The sequence below is a fragment of the Streptomyces sp. NPDC046931 genome, assembly GCF_040644655.1.
Lineage (GTDB): Bacteria > Actinomycetota > Actinomycetes > Streptomycetales > Streptomycetaceae > Streptomyces.
This window is the reverse complement of record NZ_JBEYWX010000022.1, coordinates 64,386-82,622: the sequence shown is the minus strand read 5'-3', so window position 1 is coordinate 82,622 and position 18,237 is coordinate 64,386. Positions and strand designations below refer to the sequence as shown.

At 72.6% G+C, this 18,237-nt stretch carries 15 protein-coding genes and 2 pseudogenes; 15 read left to right on the top strand and 2 right to left on the bottom strand.

What is annotated here, in order from left to right; genetic code table 11:
* Positions 1 to 82 precede the first annotated feature (82 nt).
* On the top strand, positions 83 to 397 hold the full coding sequence (locus tag ABZ876_RS30030) for a DUF5955 family protein (RefSeq protein WP_361787812.1): 315 nt from the start codon (positions 83 to 85) through the stop codon (positions 395 to 397).
* A 74-nt stretch (positions 398 to 471) separates the two neighbouring features.
* Here ABZ876_RS30030 and ABZ876_RS30025 read toward each other — a convergent pair whose 3' ends face one another.
* Entirely contained in the window at positions 472 to 1,266 is a 795-nt protein-coding gene (locus ABZ876_RS30025; protein ID WP_361787810.1) for an IclR family transcriptional regulator, read from the bottom strand.
* Between the two features lie 284 nt (positions 1,267 to 1,550).
* Between ABZ876_RS30025 and allB the strand changes: the two genes are divergently transcribed.
* The 6 genes and pseudogenes from allB to ABZ876_RS29995 all read left to right on the top strand — a co-directional run.
* On the top strand, positions 1,551 to 2,891 hold the full coding sequence (gene allB / locus ABZ876_RS30020; protein WP_361787808.1) for an allantoinase AllB: 1,341 nt from the start codon (positions 1,551 to 1,553) through the stop codon (positions 2,889 to 2,891).
* Between the two features lie 44 nt (positions 2,892 to 2,935).
* Positions 2,936 to 4,078: an allantoicase gene (gene alc / locus ABZ876_RS30015; protein ID WP_361787806.1), complete on the top strand. Its 1,143-nt coding sequence runs from the start codon at positions 2,936 to 2,938 to the stop codon at positions 4,076 to 4,078.
* Positions 4,079 to 4,256: 178 nt separating this feature from the next.
* The gene (locus tag ABZ876_RS30010) at positions 4,257 to 5,069 is read left to right on the top strand and encodes an AIM24 family protein (protein ID WP_361787804.1); all 813 of its coding nucleotides are present in this window, start codon (positions 4,257 to 4,259) and stop codon (positions 5,067 to 5,069) included.
* 11 nt (positions 5,070 to 5,080) lie between these two features.
* A pseudogene (locus tag ABZ876_RS30005) lies at positions 5,081 to 5,185 on the top strand (dihydrofolate reductase); the annotation flags it as partial.
* A 121-nt stretch (positions 5,186 to 5,306) separates the two neighbouring features.
* Positions 5,307 to 5,702: a ribonuclease domain-containing protein gene (locus ABZ876_RS30000; RefSeq protein WP_361787802.1), complete on the top strand. Its 396-nt coding sequence runs from the start codon at positions 5,307 to 5,309 to the stop codon at positions 5,700 to 5,702.
* 419 nt (positions 5,703 to 6,121) lie between these two features.
* Positions 6,122 to 6,334, top strand: a pseudogene (locus ABZ876_RS29995) (cytochrome P450); the annotation flags it as partial.
* Between the two features lie 39 nt (positions 6,335 to 6,373).
* On the opposite strand, the gene ABZ876_RS29990 reads toward ABZ876_RS29995, so the two are convergent.
* Complete coding sequence (locus ABZ876_RS29990; protein ID WP_361787800.1) at positions 6,374 to 7,384, bottom strand: Gfo/Idh/MocA family oxidoreductase; 1,011 nt, start codon at positions 7,382 to 7,384, stop codon at positions 6,374 to 6,376.
* Positions 7,385 to 7,500: 116 nt separating this feature from the next.
* Between ABZ876_RS29990 and ABZ876_RS29985 the strand changes: the two genes are divergently transcribed.
* The 8 genes from ABZ876_RS29985 to ABZ876_RS29950 all read left to right on the top strand — a co-directional run bounded on the left by ABZ876_RS29985 (position 7,501) and on the right by ABZ876_RS29950 (position 18,230).
* Positions 7,501 to 8,250, top strand: coding sequence for a GntR family transcriptional regulator (locus ABZ876_RS29985; RefSeq protein WP_361787895.1), 750 nt, complete (start codon positions 7,501 to 7,503; stop codon positions 8,248 to 8,250).
* Between the two features lie 176 nt (positions 8,251 to 8,426).
* Entirely contained in the window at positions 8,427 to 9,431 is a 1,005-nt protein-coding gene (locus tag ABZ876_RS29980) for a sugar ABC transporter substrate-binding protein (RefSeq protein ID WP_361787798.1), read from the top strand.
* Positions 9,428 to 10,492, top strand: coding sequence for an ABC transporter permease (locus ABZ876_RS29975; protein WP_361787796.1), 1,065 nt, complete (start codon positions 9,428 to 9,430; stop codon positions 10,490 to 10,492). The genes ABZ876_RS29980 and ABZ876_RS29975 overlap by 4 nt, the downstream gene beginning before the upstream one ends.
* Positions 10,489 to 11,310 carry an ATP-binding cassette domain-containing protein gene (locus ABZ876_RS29970; RefSeq protein WP_361787794.1) on the top strand — a complete coding sequence of 274 codons (822 nt, stop codon included), beginning with the start codon at positions 10,489 to 10,491 and terminating at the stop codon, positions 11,308 to 11,310. The genes ABZ876_RS29975 and ABZ876_RS29970 overlap by 4 nt, the downstream gene beginning before the upstream one ends.
* 172 nt (positions 11,311 to 11,482) lie before the next feature.
* Positions 11,483 to 12,628 carry an ROK family glucokinase gene (locus ABZ876_RS29965; protein ID WP_361787792.1) on the top strand — a complete coding sequence of 382 codons (1,146 nt, stop codon included), beginning with the start codon at positions 11,483 to 11,485 and terminating at the stop codon, positions 12,626 to 12,628.
* Between the two features lie 8 nt (positions 12,629 to 12,636).
* Positions 12,637 to 13,212 (top strand): sugar kinase, encoded by a 576-nt coding sequence (locus ABZ876_RS29960; RefSeq protein ID WP_361787790.1) that lies wholly within the window; start codon positions 12,637 to 12,639, stop codon positions 13,210 to 13,212.
* A 108-nt stretch (positions 13,213 to 13,320) separates the two neighbouring features.
* On the top strand, positions 13,321 to 16,125 hold the full coding sequence (locus ABZ876_RS29955; protein WP_361787788.1) for a DEAD/DEAH box helicase: 2,805 nt from the start codon (positions 13,321 to 13,323) through the stop codon (positions 16,123 to 16,125).
* Positions 16,122 to 18,230, top strand: a complete 2,109-nt coding sequence (locus tag ABZ876_RS29950; protein ID WP_361787786.1) for an SWIM zinc finger family protein — start codon at positions 16,122 to 16,124, stop codon at positions 18,228 to 18,230. The genes ABZ876_RS29955 and ABZ876_RS29950 overlap by 4 nt, the downstream gene beginning before the upstream one ends.
* The last annotated feature ends 7 nt before the right edge of the window (positions 18,231 to 18,237 follow it).

Sequence of the window (18,237 nt, the reverse complement as noted above, 5' to 3'; positions counted from 1 at the left end):
CTCTCCCTCGGCGCCCGGCCGGCGCCCTGGGCGGCGGGCGTCGGTGCGGAGCATGCGCACGAAGGCGTGCGAGGGGGGAGCTGTGTTGCGGAGCTTGAGGCAGAGGCCGGTGACCGGCGGCGACGAGAATCGAAGAGTGGCGGAACTGCGGACCGCCGTGTCCCGGCTGCGCCGTGAACTCGCCGTGCTCCCCGCCGAGTTCCCCGACCGGGGCATCGCCGAGGACGAACTGGCGGTGCTCGCCGCGATGGCCGCCGGCGGCGTCCCGGAGATCCCTCGTCTGCGCCGCTCCCTGCTGCTGATCGCGGGCGCGATCGGCTCGGTCAGCGCCCTCGCCAGGGGGCTCGCGGAGGTCCGTGAAGCGGTCGAGCTGTTCGGGGGTCCGCCGCCCGGCTGAGCCGAGGGACGCACACCGCCGTAGCCGGCCAGGGGTTCCCGGCGATCCCCGCGCGCGGAGGACCTGTCGTGTGGTCAGATGCCCGTGCCGGCCAGGGTCTCGGACAGTTCCGCCGCCACCTGCCGGAGCACCGGCACGATCCGCTCCGTCGCCGCGTCCGTGACCCGGCCCGCCGGGCCGGAGATGGAGATCGCCGCGGCGGTCGGGGAGTCGGGCACGGACACCGCGAGGCACCGGACCCCTATCTCCTGCTCGTTGTCGTCGACCGCGTACCCGAGCCGGCGCACCACCGCCAGCGCCGCGAGAAAGGCGTCCGGCGTGGTGATGGTCTTCTCGGTCGCGGCGGGCATGCCGGTGCGGGCCAGCAGGGCGCGCACCTCGTCGTCCGGCGTGGTGGCGAGCAGTGCCTTGCCCACGCCCGTGGAGTGCGGCAGCACCCGGCGGCCCACCTCCGTGAACATCCGCATCGAGTGCTTGGACGGCACCTGCGCCACGTAGACGACCTCGTCGCCGTCGAGCAGCGCCATGTTCGCGGTCTCCCCGGTCTCCTCCACCAGCCGTGCGAGACAGGGGCGCGCCCAGGTGCCGAGCAGCCGGGACGCCGACTCGCCGAGCCGGATCAGCCGGGGGCCGAGCGCATAGCGGCGGTTGGGCTGCTGGCGAACGTAACCGCAGGCCACGAGCGTGCGCATGAGGCGGTGGATCGTCGGCAGCGGAAGGCCGCTGCTCGCGGACAGTTCGCTGAGGCCGACCTCGCCGCCCGCGTCCGCCATCCGCTCCAGCAGGTCGAAGGCGCGCTCGAGGGACTGCACCCCGCCCGTGGCGGACTTGGCGGGGGCGTCGCTGGCGCTGGACGTCGACGTCGGCACGGCGCGTTCCTTTCGGTACTGGCGGGGAGGGCAGCAGCCTACCCGGCAGCCGGTTGACTCCCTGCTGGTGCGTAGCTACGTCCTGGCCATCGGAATTCCCATTGGAACTCTAATTCCACTTTGTGGAAACGTCCAGAGCGTATGCCGCCGCGCGTGCCGGATGGCGCTCCACCCTTGACGGCGTGAGAGTGGGAGTGAAGACTCCTTCAACAGAACGTTGAATTCCGTTGTGGGGTGTCCATCCCGTTGCCCGTAAGCGAAACGGCGCGGAGGAAGGGGTCCGGGTGTCCGACGCCGAACTGGTGCTGCGCTCGAGACGCGTCATCACGCCCGAAGGGACGCGTGCCGCATCCGTCGCGGTCGCCGGGAGCACGATCACGGACGTCCTGCCCTACGACGCGGACGTACCGACCGGGGCGCGCCTCGAGGACTTCGGCGACGACGTGCTGCTGCCCGGACTCGTCGACACCCACGTGCATGTCAACGACCCCGGCCGCACCGAATGGGAAGGCTTCTGGACGGCCACGCGGGCCGCGGCGGCCGGCGGCATCACCACCCTCGTCGACATGCCGCTCAACTCGCTGCCGCCGACCACGACGGTCGAGCACCTCCGTACGAAGCAGGAGACCGCGGCCGGCAAGGCCCACATCGACGTCGGTTTCTGGGGCGGCGCGCTGCCCGACAACGTGAAGGACCTGCGGCCGCTGCACGACGCGGGCGTCTTCGGCTTCAAGGCGTTCCTGTCACCCTCGGGCGTGGACGAGTTCCCGCACCTGGACCAGGAGCAACTCGCCCGGTCCCTGGCCGAGATCGCGGGCTTCGGCGGTCTCCTCGTCGTACACGCCGAGGACCCGCATCACCTCGCCGCCGCCCCGCAGCAGGGCGGCCCGAAATACACCGACTTCCTGGCCTCCCGCCCGCGAGAAGCCGAGGACACCGCCATCTCCCAGCTGATCGCACAGGCCAGGCGGTTCGACGCGCGCGTGCACGTGCTGCACCTGTCCTCCGGCGACGCGCTGCCGCTGATCGCCTCCGCCCGGGCGGACGGTGTACGGATCACGGTGGAGACCTGCCCGCACTACCTGACCCTGACGGCCGAGGAGGTCCCGGACGGGGCCAGCGAGTTCAAGTGCTGCCCGCCCATCCGCGAGGCCGCCAACCAGGACCTGCTGTGGCGCGCGCTGGCCGACGGCACGATCGACTGCGTCGTCACCGACCACTCCCCGTCGACCGCCGACCTCAAGACCGGCGACTTCGCGACGGCGTGGGGCGGCATAGCGGGTTTGCAGCTGAGCCTCTCCGCCGTGTGGACCGAGGCACGACGGCGCGGCCACGGTCTTCAGGACCTGGTCCGCTGGATGTCCACGCGCACGGCGCGGCTCGTGGGCCTCGAGTCCCGCAAAGGCGCCATCGCGGCGGGCCACGACGCGGACTTCGCGGTGTTCGCGCCCGACGAGACGTTCACCGTCGACCCGGCCGCCCTCCAGCACCGCAACCGCGTCACCGCGTACGCCGGCCGGACCCTGTCCGGGGTGGTGAGGTCGACCTGGCTGCGCGGCGAACGCATCGTGGCGGACGGCGAGTTCACCGAGCCGAAGGGCAGGCTGCTCACCCGGGCCCACTGACCACTCCCGCACCCGCCGAATCCCGAAAGGACGACCTGATCACCGTGACGGCGCAGCAGCACACCGGCCCGGCCCGCTTCACCGGCGACGCCAACCCCTACGGAGGCGGTGACCCGTACGCGGACTACCGCAGCGCCGACTTCCCCTTCACCCGGCACGCCAACCTCGCCGACCGCCGGCTCGGCGCCGCGGTCCTCGCCGCCAACGACGAGTTCTTCGCCCCCCGCGAGAACCTGCTGGTCCCCGAGCGCGCCGCATTCGACCCCGAGCACTTCGGGCACAAGGGCAAGGTCATGGACGGCTGGGAGACCCGGCGCCGGCGCGGCGTCTCGGCCGGGCACCCGTGGCCCACCGCGGAGGACCACGACTGGGCACTGATCCGCCTGGGCGCGCCGGGTGTAGTACGGGGCATCGTCGTGGACACCGCGCACTTCCGGGGCAACTACCCCCAGGCGGTGTCCATCGAGGGCACATCGGCGCCGGGCTCTCCCTCGCCCGAGGAACTCCTCGGCGACGACGTGAAGTGGACGACCCTCGTCCCGCGTACGCCGGTCGGCGGGCACGCGGCCAACGGTTTCGCCGTGGCGGTCGAGCAGCGCCTCACGCACCTGCGCGTCAACCAGCACCCCGACGGCGGCATCGCGCGCCTGCGGGTATACGGCGACGTGGTGCCCGACCCCGAGTGGCTTCGGGCGCTGGGCACCTTCGACGCCGTCGCCCTGGAGAACGGCGGCCGGGTCGAGGACGCCTCCGACCTCTTCTACTCGCCCGCCAGCAACACCATCCAGCCGGGCAGGCCCCGCAAGATGGACGACGGCTGGGAGACGCGGCGCCGCCGCGACCGGGGCAACGACTGGATCCGTTACCGGCTGGCCGCCGAGGCGCGGATCCGCGCGATCGAGATCGACACCGCGTATCTGAAGGGGAACGCGGCGGGCTGGGCGTCGGTCTCGGTCACGGGCGGCGGCGAGAAAGCCGCGGACACGGAGTGGCGGGAGATCCTCCCGCGCACCCGTCTCCAGCCCGACACCAACCACCGCTTCGTCCTTCCGGAGCCCGCCGTCGGCACGCACGCGCGCGTGGACATCTATCCGGACGGCGGCATCTCCCGGCTGCGGCTGTACGGCAGCCTCACCGAGCGGGGCGTGGCGGACCTCACGACACGCCACCGGGAACTCGGCGGCTGACCGCAACGACCACGGACTCCGGAGGCCGCGAGGACCCGTGCCTCCGGAGGGCCCGGAAACACGCCTCTGCATGCCTCCGCCTGCCTCCGCCGGGCCCGGGAGCATGCCTCCGTAGGGCCCGTGGGCATGCCCCTGCAAGGCCCGGAACCAATCGGCCCGTTTCCCGCGTTCCCCCCACGTGACTCTTCAGCAAGAAATCGTCGGCAACGCCATGCAGATGGCGGTCGTCAACCTGAGCCCCGGCCAGACCGTGTACTGCGAGGCGGGCAAGTTCCTCTTCAAGACCACGAACGTGACGATGGAGACGCGCCTGTCCGGCCCGTCGAACAGCGGCGGCCAGTCCCAGGGCGCGGGCGGCGGCATGGGCGGCTTCCTGCGCCAGGCGATGGGCACCGCCATGCAGGTCGGCCAGCGTGCGCTCGCGGGCGAGTCGCTGGCCTTCCAGTACTTCACGGCGCAGGGCGGTGAGGGCACGGTCGGTTTCGCCGGAGTGCTCCCCGGTGAGATGCGCGCGCTGGAGCTCGACGGCAGGCGCGCGTGGTTCGCCGAGAAGGACGCCTTCGTGGCCGCCGAGTCGACCGTCGACTTCGGCATCGCCTTCCAGGGCGGCCGCACGGGTATGAGCGGCGGCGAGGGCTTCGTCCTGGAGAAGTTCACCGGGTACGGCACGGTGATCATCGCCGGCGCCGGCAACTTCATCGACCTCAACCCCGCGGACTTCGGCGGCCGCATCGAGGTCGACACCGGCTGTGTCGTCGCCTTCGAGGAGGGGATCCAGTACGGCGTCCAGCGCGTCGGGGGCCTCAACCGCCAGGGGATCATGAACATGGTCTTCGGTGGCGAGGGCCTGTCCCTGGCCACCCTGGAGGGCAACGGCCGCGTCATCCTGCAATCCCTCACCATCGAGAGCCTCGCCAACGCCCTGAAGAAGGCCCAGGGCGGCGACAAGCAGGGGCCGACGGGCGGACTGTTCTCCACACACGCGGGTTGAGGATGAGTTCCGGCCGCCGTGCGTACGAGGTCTTCGCCTCGCACCGGCCGAAGGTGACCGGCCACGCCGACCCGGTGGCGTACCGGCTCAACGCGCTGCCGAAGTACGTGGCCTCACGGCGCCTGGACGCCCGGTCCCGGGCCGGAGGTTAACGTCCCGGGAACTCAGGGGGCGGGACGGGAAACTTTGTTGATTTGTCATTGACATGCCATTCTCTACGCGCGTCATCATGGCGTCATGAGATTCCCCCCACGAGCCACCCGGATCGGCACCACAGCCGCGCTCCTGTCCGCCCTCCTCATGGGCGGCACGGTCTCCGCCACCACCGCGGACGCCGCAGCCGCCTACGTCGGCAGCATCTGCCACAGCGACCTGCCGTCCCAGGCCTACACCACGCTCGACCTGATCGACCGTGGCGGCCCCTTCCCCTACTCACAGGACGGGACCGTCTTCCAGAACCGCGAGAGCGTGCTCCCCAGGCAGACGAGCGGTTACTACCACGAGTACACGGTCAAGACCCCCGGCTCCTCGACACGCGGCGCCCGCCGCATCGTCACGGGCAAGAAGTACGAGGAGGACTACTACACCTCCGACCACTACGCGACGTTCGACCTGATCGACTTCGACTGCTGAGCCCACGGCGCGCCCGCACCCGAGGAAACCGACCGTCGCCTCGGGGGCGGGCGCGCCTGCCTGGTCCGGTCGGAGGGGTCCCGCCGAAAGTCCCGTTCTGCCGTTCTCTTGTTCGCCCGTGCTCCCGGTCTCGCGTTCTCCCGATTTCCCGGTCTGCCGTTCTCCCGTTCGCCGGCGGGTCCGGCTGGCTGGCCCGGATGTGCCGCACACAGCCAGCAGGCGGCGGGGCGCGGCATCACGGGGGGCGTGTATGCGCGGGACGTTTCCGCTCGGGGGTAGCTGAAGAACACCTCGTCCGCCTCGGACGGCACCGAGGAGAGACTGCGGCCACATGGCGGTCGACCTCGACGAAACCGTGCCTGCGGGCGAACTCCAGCCCGTCGGGGTTGGTGCCGAGCACGATCGTCTCGATCCCCCACCGCTTCGACGTCCGCCGCGCCCCGCAGGGCCATCTCGCCTTCGGACACGGCATGCACTACTGCCTGGGAGCACCGCTGGCCCGGCTGGAGGCGCGCACGGCCCTGCGGACCCTGCTGGAGCGCTGCCCGGACCTGTCCCTCGACGGCCCGCCCGGCCCCTGGCGGCCGGGAATGCTGATACGGGGGGTGCGGACCCTTCCGGTGCGCTGGTAGGGGACGCACGGCGGGGCGGGGTCGCGCAGGAGCGGCGGATCAGTCGCGGGCGCCCGCGATCTCACCGAGATTCACCGGGCGGTGCTCGTGCCGGGACAGCTCGCAGGCCTCGGCGATCCGCAGCGCCTGGAGGGCCTCACGGCCGTCGCACGGGTTGGCGCGTTCTCCCTGCACCACCTCGACGAAGGCGGCGACCTCCGCCTCGTACGCGGGCGCGAAGCGCTCCAGGAAGCCGGTCCACGGCTTGTGCGCGGGCGGCGGGCCGGCCGGTTCGGTCGAGGCGATCGGCGTACGGTCGTCCAGGCCCACGGCGACCGTGTCCAGTTCGCCGGCCAGTTCCATGCGGACGTCGTAGCCGGCGCCGTTGGTGCGGGTCGCGGTCGCCGTGGCGAGCGTGCCGTCGTCCAGAGTGAGGACCACCGCCGCCGTGTCGACGTCATGCGCCTCGCGGTACATCGCCCCGCCGGCGTCCGACCCGGCCGCGTACACCTCGACGACCTCGCGGCCGGTGACCCAGCGCAGGATGTCGAAGTCGTGGACGAGACAGTCGCGGTAGATCCCGCCGGAGACGGGCAGATACTCGGCCGGCGGAGGCGCCTGGTCCGCCGTCGTCGCGCGGACCGTGTGCAGCCGTCCGAGCCGGCCGGAGCGCACGGCCTCCCGCGCGGCCGTGTAACCCGCGTCGAAGCGGCGCTGGAATCCCATGTGCAGCACCGTTCCCGCGGCGTCGACGTCGGCGAGCGCGTTCAGCGTGCCCGGCAGGTCGACCGCGATGGGCTTCTCGCAGAACACCGGGAGCCCGGAGCGCGCCGCCCGGCCGATCAGTTCCGCGTGGGCAGCGGTCGCCGCCGTGACGACCACGGCGTCCACGCCCCAGGTGAAGATCTCGTCCACACCGGGCGCGGTCGTCGCGCCCAGCCGGTCCGCGAGCGCTTTGGCCCGGGCCCTGTCGACGTCGGTGATGATGAGCGAGCCGACCTCGCGGTGGCGGCTGAGCGTGGTCGCGTGAAAGGTTCCGATCCGGCCAGCTCCGATGAGTCCGATGCGCATGGGAACAACCTGCGGGTGCACCCCCCGTCCTGTCAATGCTTTGTCCGGACAACCGGACTACACAACTTCCCGTCATCAGGTACCGGAGCTACGCTCGGCCCGTGCCGAAACCAGATGTGGATCCGACCGTCTCGCTCCAGCTCGGTGTCGACCGGACCAGCCCGGTGCCCCTGTACTTCCAGTTGTCCCAGCAGCTGGAGGCCGCGATCGAGCACGGGCAGCTCACGCCGGGCAGCCTGCTCGGCAACGAGATCGAGCTGGCCGGGCGCCTCGGCCTGTCCCGGCCCACCGTCCGCCAGGCCATCCAGTCCCTCGTCGACAAGGGTCTGCTGGTGCGCCGCCGCGGCGTCGGCACCCAGGTCGTGCACAGCCAGGTCAAGCGCCCGCTGGAGCTCAGCAGCCTCTACGACGACCTGGAGGCGGCCGGGCAGCGCCCCGCGACCCGGGTCCTGGTCAACACGTTCGCAGTCGCCTCGACCGAGGTCGCCGCCGCGCTCGGGGTGCCCGAGGGCATGGAGGTGCACCACATCGAGCGGCTGCGCCTGGCACACGGTGAGCCGATGGCGTACCTGTGCAACTACCTGCCGACCGGCCTGCTGGACCTGGACTCCGAGCGTCTGGAGTCCACGGGCCTGTACCGGCTGATGCGCGCGGCAGGCATCACCCTGCACAGTGCCCGGCAGACCGTCGGGGCCCGCGCCGCCACCCCCGTCGAGGGCGAGCGGCTCGGCGAACCCGAGGGCGCCCCGCTCCTCACCATGCAGCGCACGACGTTCGACGACACGGGCCGTGCCGTGGAGTTCGGCACTCACACCTACCGGGCCTCGCGCTACTCGTTCGAGTTCCAACTGCTCGTACGTCCTTGAGCCTTCGGGCGCCCTTCTCCGGGCCGTGCCCCGGCCTTCCCAGGGGCCGGGGCGCCCGCCCGCCGCCCGCGCATGCCCCCTGAGCCTGCCCGTACCAGCCCCCTGACCTGCGGCGTCGATCCGCGGTCGGTGATACTTGGGGGCTTCAAGCGACTAGGCAGGAAGGTCACAGTCTCGTGGCACGGTTTCGGACCTGGGCAACCATCGCGCTCGCAGGGGCGCTCGGCCTATCCCTGGCGGGGTGCAGCAGTCACGGCGGGAAGCGTGCCGAGGACGCCCGCAAGGCCGCCGCCGCCCAGGGCCGGGCCGCGGTGGACACACCCCGCTGGACGTTCGCGATGATCACCCATTCGGGTGATGGCGACACCTTCTGGGACATCGTGCAGAGCGGCGCCGAGCAGGCCGCCGCCAAGGACAACATCAACTTCCTGTACTCGCACGACGCCAATGCCCAGCAGCAGGCCCAGCTCGTGGACGCGGCCGTGGACCAGAAGGTCGACGGCATCATCGTCACCCTGGCCAAGCCCGACGCGATGAAGGCCGCCGTCGCCCGCGCCGAGAAGGCCGGTATCCCGGTGGTCACGGTGAACTCCGGCTCGGCGCAGTCCAAGGAGTTCGGCGCGCTCACCCACATCGGCCAGGACGAGACGATCGCCGGCGAGGCCGTCGGCGAAGAGCTGAACAAGCGCGGCCGCAAGAAGGCCCTGTGCGTGCTGCACGAGCAGGGCAACGTGGGCCACGAGCAGCGCTGCGCGGGCGTGAGGAAGACGTTCCACGGCACCGTGGACAACCTCTACGTCAACGGCACCAACATGCCGGACGTGCAGTCCGCCCTGGTGGCGCGTCTCCAGTCGGACCGGTCCGTCGACACCGTCGTCACCCTCGGCGCCCCCTACGCCGACACCGCGGTGAAGGCCAGGTCCGATGCGGGCAGCCGGGCGGAGGTCGACACCTTCGACCTGAACGCCAAGGTGGCGGCCGAGCTGAAGGACGGCACCCTCGGCTTCGCCGTCGACCAGCAGCCCTACCTCCAGGGCTACGAGGCGGTCGACCAGCTCTGGCTCCACAGGTACAACGCCAACGCCCTCGGCGGCGGCCGGCCCGTGCTCACCGGACCGCAGATCATCACCAGGGACCAGGCCGCGGCGCTCGAGCAGTACACGAAGCGGGGGACGCGATGACCGCGACGGCACCGGCATCCGCGCCCGAGAGCCCGAGGGCGGCGGCGGACGAGCGCCTGCTGAGGACCTCGCCGCTGAAGCGGCTCCTCGGCCGGCCCGAGCTGGGCTCCGTGATCGGCGCGCTCGCCGTCTTCGTGTTCTTCTCGATCGTCGCCGACAGCTTCCTGCGGGCGCCGAGCCTCAGCACGGTCCTGTACGCGGCGTCCACGATCGGCATCATGGCCGTCCCGGTCGCGCTGCTGATGATCGGCGGCGAGTTCGACCTGTCGGCCGGTGTCATGGTGACGTCGTCGGCGCTGGTGTCCTCCATGTTCAGCTACCAGATGACCGCGAACGTCTGGGTCGGCGCCGGGGTGTCCCTCCTGGTCACGCTCGCGATCGGCGCCTTCAACGGCCTTGTGCTGACCCGTACGAAGCTGCCCAGCTTCATCGTCACGCTCGGCACCTTCCTGATGCTGACCGGGGTGAACCTCGGTCTCACCAAGCTGATCAGCGGCACGGTCTCCACCAAGTCGATCTCCGACATGGACGGCTTCGCCTCGGCGCGGGCCCTCTTCGCCTCCACGCTCACCGTCGGCGGCGTCCAGTTCAAGATCACCATCCTGTGGTGGTTCGCCCTGGTCGCCCTCGCCTCCTGGATCCTGCTGCGCACCCGCGCCGGCAACTGGATCTTCGCGGTCGGCGGCAACAAGGACGCGGCCCGCGCGGTCGGCGTCCCGGTCGAGCGCACCAGGATCGGCCTCTACATGGGCGTCGCCCTCGGCGCCTGGCTCTCCGGCCAGCACCTGCTGTTCTCGTACGACGTCGTCCAGTCCGGCGAGGGCGTCGGCAACGAGCTGATCTACATCGTCGCGGCCGTCATCGGCGGTTGCCTGATCACCGGCGGCTACGGATCCGCGATCGGCTCGGCGGTCGGCGCGTTCCTCTTCGGCATGACCAGCAAGGGCATCGTGTTCGCCGAGTGGAACCCCGACTGGTTCAAGTTCTTCCTCGGAGCGATGCTGCTCCTCGCGACCCTGCTCAACGCCTGGGTCCGCAAGCGCGCGGAGGCCACGACATGACCACGGACGTCGACGTCACGGAGCGCACCGCGCTCGTCGCCCTGGCGGGCATCGGCAAGCGCTACGGCAACGTACGCGCCCTCGAAGGAGTCTCCCTGGAGGTCCACGCGGGTGACGTCACCTGCGTCCTCGGCGACAACGGCGCGGGCAAGTCCACGCTCATCAAGATCGTGGCGGGGCTGCACCGGCACGACGCCGGCTCCTTTCGCATCGAGGGCGAGGAGGTCCGTCTGTCCTCCCCCCGAGAGGCTCTGGACCGCGGTATCGCCACGGTCTACCAGGACCTCGCGGTGGTCTCGCTGATGCCGGTCTGGCGCAACTTCTTCCTCGGTTCCGAGCCCCGCAAGGGCGTCGGCCCCTTCAAGCGCCTCGACGTCGACCTCATGCGCCGGACGACGCGCGAGCAGCTGCTGCGCATGGGCATCGACCTGCGCGACGTCGACCAGCCCGTCGGCACCCTGTCCGGGGGTGAGCGCCAGTGTGTGGCGATCGCGCGGGCGGTGTATTTCGGCGCCAAGGTGCTGGTCCTCGACGAGCCGACCGCGGCACTCGGTGTGAAGCAGTCGGGTGTGGTCCTCAAATATGTGGCCGCCGCCCGAGACGAGGGTCTGGGTGTTGTTTTCATCACCCACAACCCGCATCACGCGTATCTCGTGGGCGACCGTTTCGTCCTGCTCAAGCGCGGCACGATGGTGGGAAGCCACACCCGTGAGGAGATCACCCTCGAGGAGCTGACCAGCCAGATGGCGGGCGGCGACGAGCTGGACGATCTGCGTCATGAACTCGCGAACCGCGCCCCGAGGGGAGCACGGGGCTGAGCCGTCCCGCCGCTGCGCCGCGCGGGCGCGGACTGCCAGGAACGGCCAGGAACGGCCCGGACCGTGCCGGCGGCGCGGAGACGCCCGAGGCCCGGCGGGGACCGTGCCGGGTGTGGCCCAGGGGACGGTCCACGGTGCAGTCCAGCGGTGGCGTGAGGCAGAATCGGGCCCGATGAGCACCTACCGCGACCTCACCCACCGCGGCTCCGCCCGGGCCACCGTCCTGCGGACCGTGGGCACACGCGAGCGCCGTTCCCATCTGACGGCCCCGCGCGTCCCGACAGTGGGCATCGACATCGGCGGCACCAAGGTGATGGCGGGCGTCGTCGACGCCGACGGCAACATCCTGGAGAAGCTCCGCACCGAGACGCCCGACAAGTCCAAGAGCCCCAAGGTCGTCGAGGACACCATCGTCGAGCTGGTCCTGGACCTGTCCGACCGGCACGATGTCCACGCCGTCGGCATCGGCGCGGCCGGCTGGGTGGACGCGGACCGCAACCGCGTCCTGTTCGCCCCGCACCTGTCCTGGCGCAACGAGCCCCTGCGCGACCGCCTCGCCGGGCGGCTCGCCGTACCCGTCCTGGTCGACAACGACGCCAACGCCGCCGCCTGGGCGGAGTGGCGCTTCGGGGCCGGCCGCGGCGAGGACCACCTTGTGATGATCACCCTCGGTACCGGCATCGGCGGCGCCATCCTGGAGGACGGCCAGGTCAAGCGGGGCAAGTTCGGCGTCGCCGGCGAGTTCGGCCATATGCAGGTGGTGCCCGGCGGCCACCGCTGCCCGTGCGGCAACCGCGGCTGCTGGGAGCAGTACAGCTCCGGCAACGCCCTGGTGCGCGAGGCCAAGGAGCTGGCCGCCGCGGACTCCCCGGTGGCGTACGGGATCATCGAGCACGTCAAGGGCAACATCTCCGACATCACCGGCCCGCTGATCACCGAGCTGGCCCGCGAGGGCGACGCGATGTGCGTCGAGCTGCTCCAGGACATCGGCCAGTGGCTCGGCGTGGGCATCGCCAACCTGGCGGCGGCCCTGGACCCGTCCTGCTTCGTGATCGGCGGCGGGGTCAGCGCGGCCGACGACCTGCTCATCGGTCCCGCCCGGGACGCCTTCCGGCGCCATCTGACCGGGCGCGGCTACCGCCCCGAGGCCCGCATCGCGCGCGCCCAGCTCGGCCCCGAGGCCGGCATGGTCGGCGCGGCGGACCTCGCCCGGCTCGTCGCCCGCCGCTTCCGGCGCGCCAACCGGCGCCGCGTGGAGCGCTACGAACGCTACGAGCGCTACGTGCAGGCCCGCCGCACCACCAGGGGGGCGCTGTGACGGCCGCCGTGTCCATACCGCGACAGGCGTCACCGCCGGACGAGCCCTCGCGGCCCCCGGAGGGCCGGGGGCACATGATCCGGCGGCGGGCGCTCACCCTGCTGATCATCGTCCTGCTCATCGGGGTCCCCGCCGGTTACCTGGTGATCTCCGCCAACCAGAGCCGCAACAGCGGCAAGGACAAAGAGGCCAAGTACTCGGCAACCGGACTGACCGAGGGCTGGCCCTCGCGCGTGCAGCGCCGCCTCTACCGGGTCTGGATCCCGTGGGACGCCACGAGCGTCGCGTCGTACGAGACGAACAACTGGAAGACCAGCCGCCTCTACGTGCAGTTCAGCACCAGCGACGACGGCCTGAACCGCTTCCTCAGCACCCTGAAGGCCACGCGCGCCTCGCTGAAGGAGGACGACATCGCCATCGGCGACCGCGACCGGCATGTCGTCGGCTGGACCTTCACGGGACCGGGACCCTGGGCCGGACTGACCCACGAGAAGAAGAACCCGGCACCCACCCTGGACGTCGTCGTGAACACGTCGGACCCGCAGCACCCGACGGTGTACGTGGTGTCGCGCACGATCCCCTGACGCGGCCGGACGGTCCGGCCGGGCCGCTCGCCGGAGCCGCTTGTCAGACCCCGCCCGTAGAGTCGAAGACGTCCGATACGACGCTACGGCGGGGAGGTGACCGGACGTATGGCCGACCAGGTGGCCGAGGGGACCGTGCCCGGGGGGCTGGCCGCCGTCTTCCTGCCCGAGCCGCTGCCCCGCCGCGGCCGGGTCGCCTTCTGGGACCCGGCGGACGGACGACTGCCGTCGGGATCCACCGAGGAACTGACGGTCGTACGCCGGCACGGATCCGGAGTGCGCAGGAGCACCGTCCCCGCGGTGTCGCTGCCGATCGCCAAGGCCCTGCCCCTGCTCACCCGGGCCCGCCGTGACCCCGCCGCACACCCCGCCACCGTCTGCTGGGGCGCGGCCGCCCTGCACGCGCTGCGGCTCGTCGCGCGCGGACGGCTTCTGCCCGGACTCACCCCCGACGGATACGACGCCTGGCGCGTCGGCCCCCTGGAACCGGACGACATCACCCACCTCAGGGCCATCGCCACCGCCCTGCCGTACGAGGGCCACGCCGTCCCGCTCCCGGGCAAGGGCCCCCTTCTGCTGCCCGAGCCCGAAGCCCTCGTGCGGTCCTTCCTCGACGCGGTCGCGGACACCCTGCCGCGCACCCCGGCGGCCGCCCACGCCGTGGGCCGGCCCTTCGCGGCACCCGGACCGCAGCGACTGCCGGGGGCCCACGCCTGGGCCGCCGAGGTGGCGGCCGGCATGGACGCGGGCGTACGCATCTCACTGCGCCTGGACCTGTCGGCGTACGACCTGTTCGACGACGGGGAGGGCGCCCGCCGCTCAGGAGCCGCGGTCGTGCAGGTGCACAGCCTCGCCGACCCGACCCTCGTCGTGGACGCGGCGGCGCTGTGGACGGGTGAGGCGGACACCGCCTTCGGCCCCAGGGCTCGGGTGGACGCGGCCCTCGCCGTCCGCAGGGCGGCCCGCGTCTGGCCGCCGCTGGAGCGGCTCTGCGAGCAGGAGGTGCCTGACATCCTGGCGCTGTCCGAGGAGGAGCTGGGCGAGCTGCTGGGCGTGGCGGCCACCCGGCTGGGCGCGGCCGGGGTCGCCGTGCACTGGCCCCGGGACCTGGCACAGGACCTGACCGCCACCGCCGTCGTCCGGCCCGCCCCCGGCTCGGCGACCGACGGCACGGGCTTCTTCGAGAGCGAGGACCTGCTCCGGTTCCGCTGGCAGCTGGCGCTCGGCGGCGATCCGCTCACCGAAGCCGAGATGGACGCGCTCGCGGAGGCCCACCGCCCCCTCGTCCGGCTGCGCGACCGGTGGGTGCTGGTCGATCCGGCCCTCGTCCGCAAGGCCCGCAAGCGCGAGCTGGGCCTGCTCGACCCGGTCGACGCACTGTCCGTCGCGCTCACCGGCAGCACGGAGGTCGACGGCGAGACGGTGGAGGCGGTGCCGGCCGGCGCGCTGGCCGCGCTGCGGGACCGGCTGACGGCGGGCGTCGGCCCGGTGGAACCACCCCCGGGCCTCGCCGCCCGGCTGCGGGACTACCAGCTGCGGGGCCTCGGCTGGCTCGACCTGATGACCTCCCTCGGCCTCGGCGGCTGCCTCGCCGACGACATGGGCCTCGGCAAGACGGTCACTCTCATCGCCCTGCACCTGCGCCGGGCCCGCCGCGAGCCGACCCTGGTGGTCTGCCCGGCCTCGCTGCTGGGCAACTGGCAGCGGGAGATCACCCGCTTCGCCCCCGACGTCCCGGTGCGCCGCTTCCACGGCCCCGAGCGCACCCTGGACGGCCTGGACGGCGGCTTTGTGCTCACCACGTACGGGACGATGCGCACGGCCGCCCCCCGACTGGCCGAACAGCCCTGGGGCATGGTCGTCGCGGACGAGGCACAACACGTCAAGAACCCTTACTCGGCGACGGCGAAGGCCCTGCGCACGATTCCCTCGCCCGCCCGCGTGGCCCTCACCGGCACCCCGGTGGAGAACAACCTCTCCGAACTGTGGGCCCTGCTCGACTGGACGACTCCGGGACTGCTCGGCCCGCTGAAGTCCTTCCGCGCCCGGCACGCACGCGCGGTGGAGAACGGCGAGGACGAGCAGGCGGTGGAGCGACTGGCCCGCCTGGTCCGTCCGTTCCTGCTGCGCCGCAGGAAGTCCGACCCCGGGATCGTCCCGGAGCTCCCGCCGAAGACGGAGACCGACCATCCGGTGCCGCTCACCCACGAGCAGGCCGCGCTCTACGAGGCGGTCGTACGGGAGTCCATGCTGGCGATCGAGACGGCGGACGGCATCGCCCGCCGGGGCCTGGTCCTCAAGCTCCTCGGCTCGCTCAAGCAGATCTGCGACCACCCCGCGCTCTACCTGAAGGAGGACACCACGACGGCGGCGGGGCTCATCGCGCGGTCCGGGAAACTGGCCCTGCTCGACGAACTGGTGGACACGCTGCTGGCGGAGGACGGCTCGGCGCTCGTCTTCACGCAGTACGTCCGCATGGCCCGCCTGATCACCACGCACCTGGCCTCCCGCGCGGTGCCCGTCGAGCTGCTGCACGGGGGCACGGCGGTGCCCGACCGCGAGCGGATGGTGGACCGCTTCCAGAGCGCGGCGACCCCGGTCCTTGTCCTCTCCCTGAAGGCGGCGGGCACGGGGCTGAACCTCACCCGCGCGGGCCATGTCGTCCACTTCGACCGCTGGTGGAACCCGGCGGTGGAGGAACAGGCCACGGACCGGGCCTACCGCATCGGCCAGACCCAGCCGGTCCAGGTCCACCGCCTGATCACCGAGGGCACGGTCGAGGACCGCATCGCCGAGATGCTGGAGTCCAAGCGCGCCCTGGCCGACGCGATCCTCGGCTCCGGAGAGTCGTCCCTGACGGAACTGACCGACCGTGAGCTGAGGGACCTGGTGTCGCTGAGGAGGACGGAGTGAACGGGGCGGGGGAGGAGGTGCGCCCCGAGGAGACACCCGGCGCGGAAGGGCGTCCCGCCGACGCGGCGCGCCGTGCGCTGCGCGCCGCGAGGGAACGGGAGCAAGCCGCCGGGGTGGACCGGGACGGCGAGCACCCCACCGAGGAAGCGGACTTCACCGTGCCCGAGGGGAAGACGGCGCGGACGGCCCGCCCGGGCGATGCGGCGCGCGCGGCCCTGCGGCGGGTGAACGCGCATCGCGGCAGCGGCGCGGAGACCGTGTCCCCAACGGAGCCCGGAGAGGGGGCTCCACCCGTGGCGAGGGCGATCGACACGCCCCCGGCCTCCGTCTCTGCCACCCGCCCCGGCGACGTCGCCCGCGAGGCGCTGCACGCCGCCCGAGCGGAGGCGGAACGGGAGCAGGGAGAGCAACGGGAGCGGGGAGAGGAACCGGGACAGGAGCGGGGACGGGAGCGGAACGAGGAAACAGCCGAGCCCCGCGAGCCACAACGCCAGCGGGCCGCTTCGTATCTGACTGCTGGTCAGGGTCGGTCCCGAGTCACTCGGTTGTCCGCGGCCCGGCGGCGCCGGGCCGTCCGCGCGCGGGGAACCGGCGACCGGGTCCGGGAGGTTCGGGAACTGCTCGCCGGGGCCTTCCAACCGCCCGCGCCGCCGGCACCGGGGGGCAGTACCGCGTCCGCAACGCTGACCCCCCACGGTGAGCGCGAGGAGACCTCCGCTCGCCGCCGGCACGAGGTGGTGGACCTGTCCTCGAGACGCGGACAGGCGAGGCCGGATCCGTCCGGGGGTGCCGAGGACACGGCTCCCGGCAGGCCTCCGGCGGCCCGCTACCCCCGTTCCATGGCGGCCCCGGGCCGCGACGGCGAGCTGCGGCGCACCTTCGCCCCACTCCCGAAGCCGACTGCGGGCACCGCCGACGGCTTCGCGGGGACATGGTGGGGCAACGCCTGGGTCGCCGCGCTGGAGGAGGGCGCCCTCGACGCCGCCCGGCTGGCGCGGGGGCGGGCGTACGCGGACCGGGGGAACGTGGACGCCATCACCGTCACCCCGGGGCTCGTCCTGGCGTACGTCCGGGGGAGCCGTCCGCGCCCGTACCGGGTGCAGGTGCGGTTGCGGACGTTCGCCGACGAGGAGTGGGACCGCTTCCTGGACGCCGCCGCGGAGCAGCCGGGGCACATCGCCGCACTGCTGGACAAGCAGGTGCCGCATTCCCTCGCCGAGTGCGGAGTCCGGCTCCTTCCCGGGCCCGGCGACCTCGAACCGCACTGCAACTGCCCCGATGCCGGGCACCCTTGCAAGCACGCCGCCGCGGTCTGCTACCAGACGGCCCGCCTGCTGGACCGGGACCCCTTCGTGCTGCTCCTGCTCCGCGGCCGCGGCGAGCGTGAGCTGATCGACGCGCTGTCCCGGCGCAACGCGGCGCGCGCGGCCCGCGCCGCGCGGGAACAGCGGCCCGCGCCCGTGCCCGGAGTCCGGGCTCGTGACGTCCTGGCGCGCGGCGTACGGCCGCCGCTCCCCGCCCCGCTGCCGCCGCTCGCCCATCCCGAGCAGCCGCCGGTCTACCCGGCGGCGCCGGGCGGTCCGGACCCCTTCGCGCTGGACCAGCTGGCCACGGACGCGGCGGCCAGGGCGCACGCCCTGCTCACCACCGGGGACGATCCGGTCGGGGAGCTGACGCTGTGGCAGGACGCGGTGCGACTGGCCGCCGCCCGTCCGGGCTCGGGTCTCACGGCGACGACCCGGCCGTTGTACTCGTCGCTGGCCGCCGTGACCGGGCGGGCCCCGGCCGACCTGGCACGGGCGGTCGCCGCGTGGCGCCAGGGCGGACGGGAGGCCCTGGCCGTCCTGGAGGAGCCCTGGGATCCGCCGGCGGGCCGCTTCGACCGCGCCCGCCCCCAGTTGCTGGCCGCGGACCTGCCCGCGTTCCGGCCCTGGCGCAACCGCCTCACGCACCCGGACGGCCACGTCCAGCTCCGGCTCGGCCGGGACGGGCTGTGGTACGCGTACGAGTCGGAACCGGGCCAGGAGGACTGGTGGCCTCGCGGCACCCCCGACCCTGACCCGGTCGGTGCGCTGACGGGACTGGGAACCACCGACGAGCGATGACCGGCAT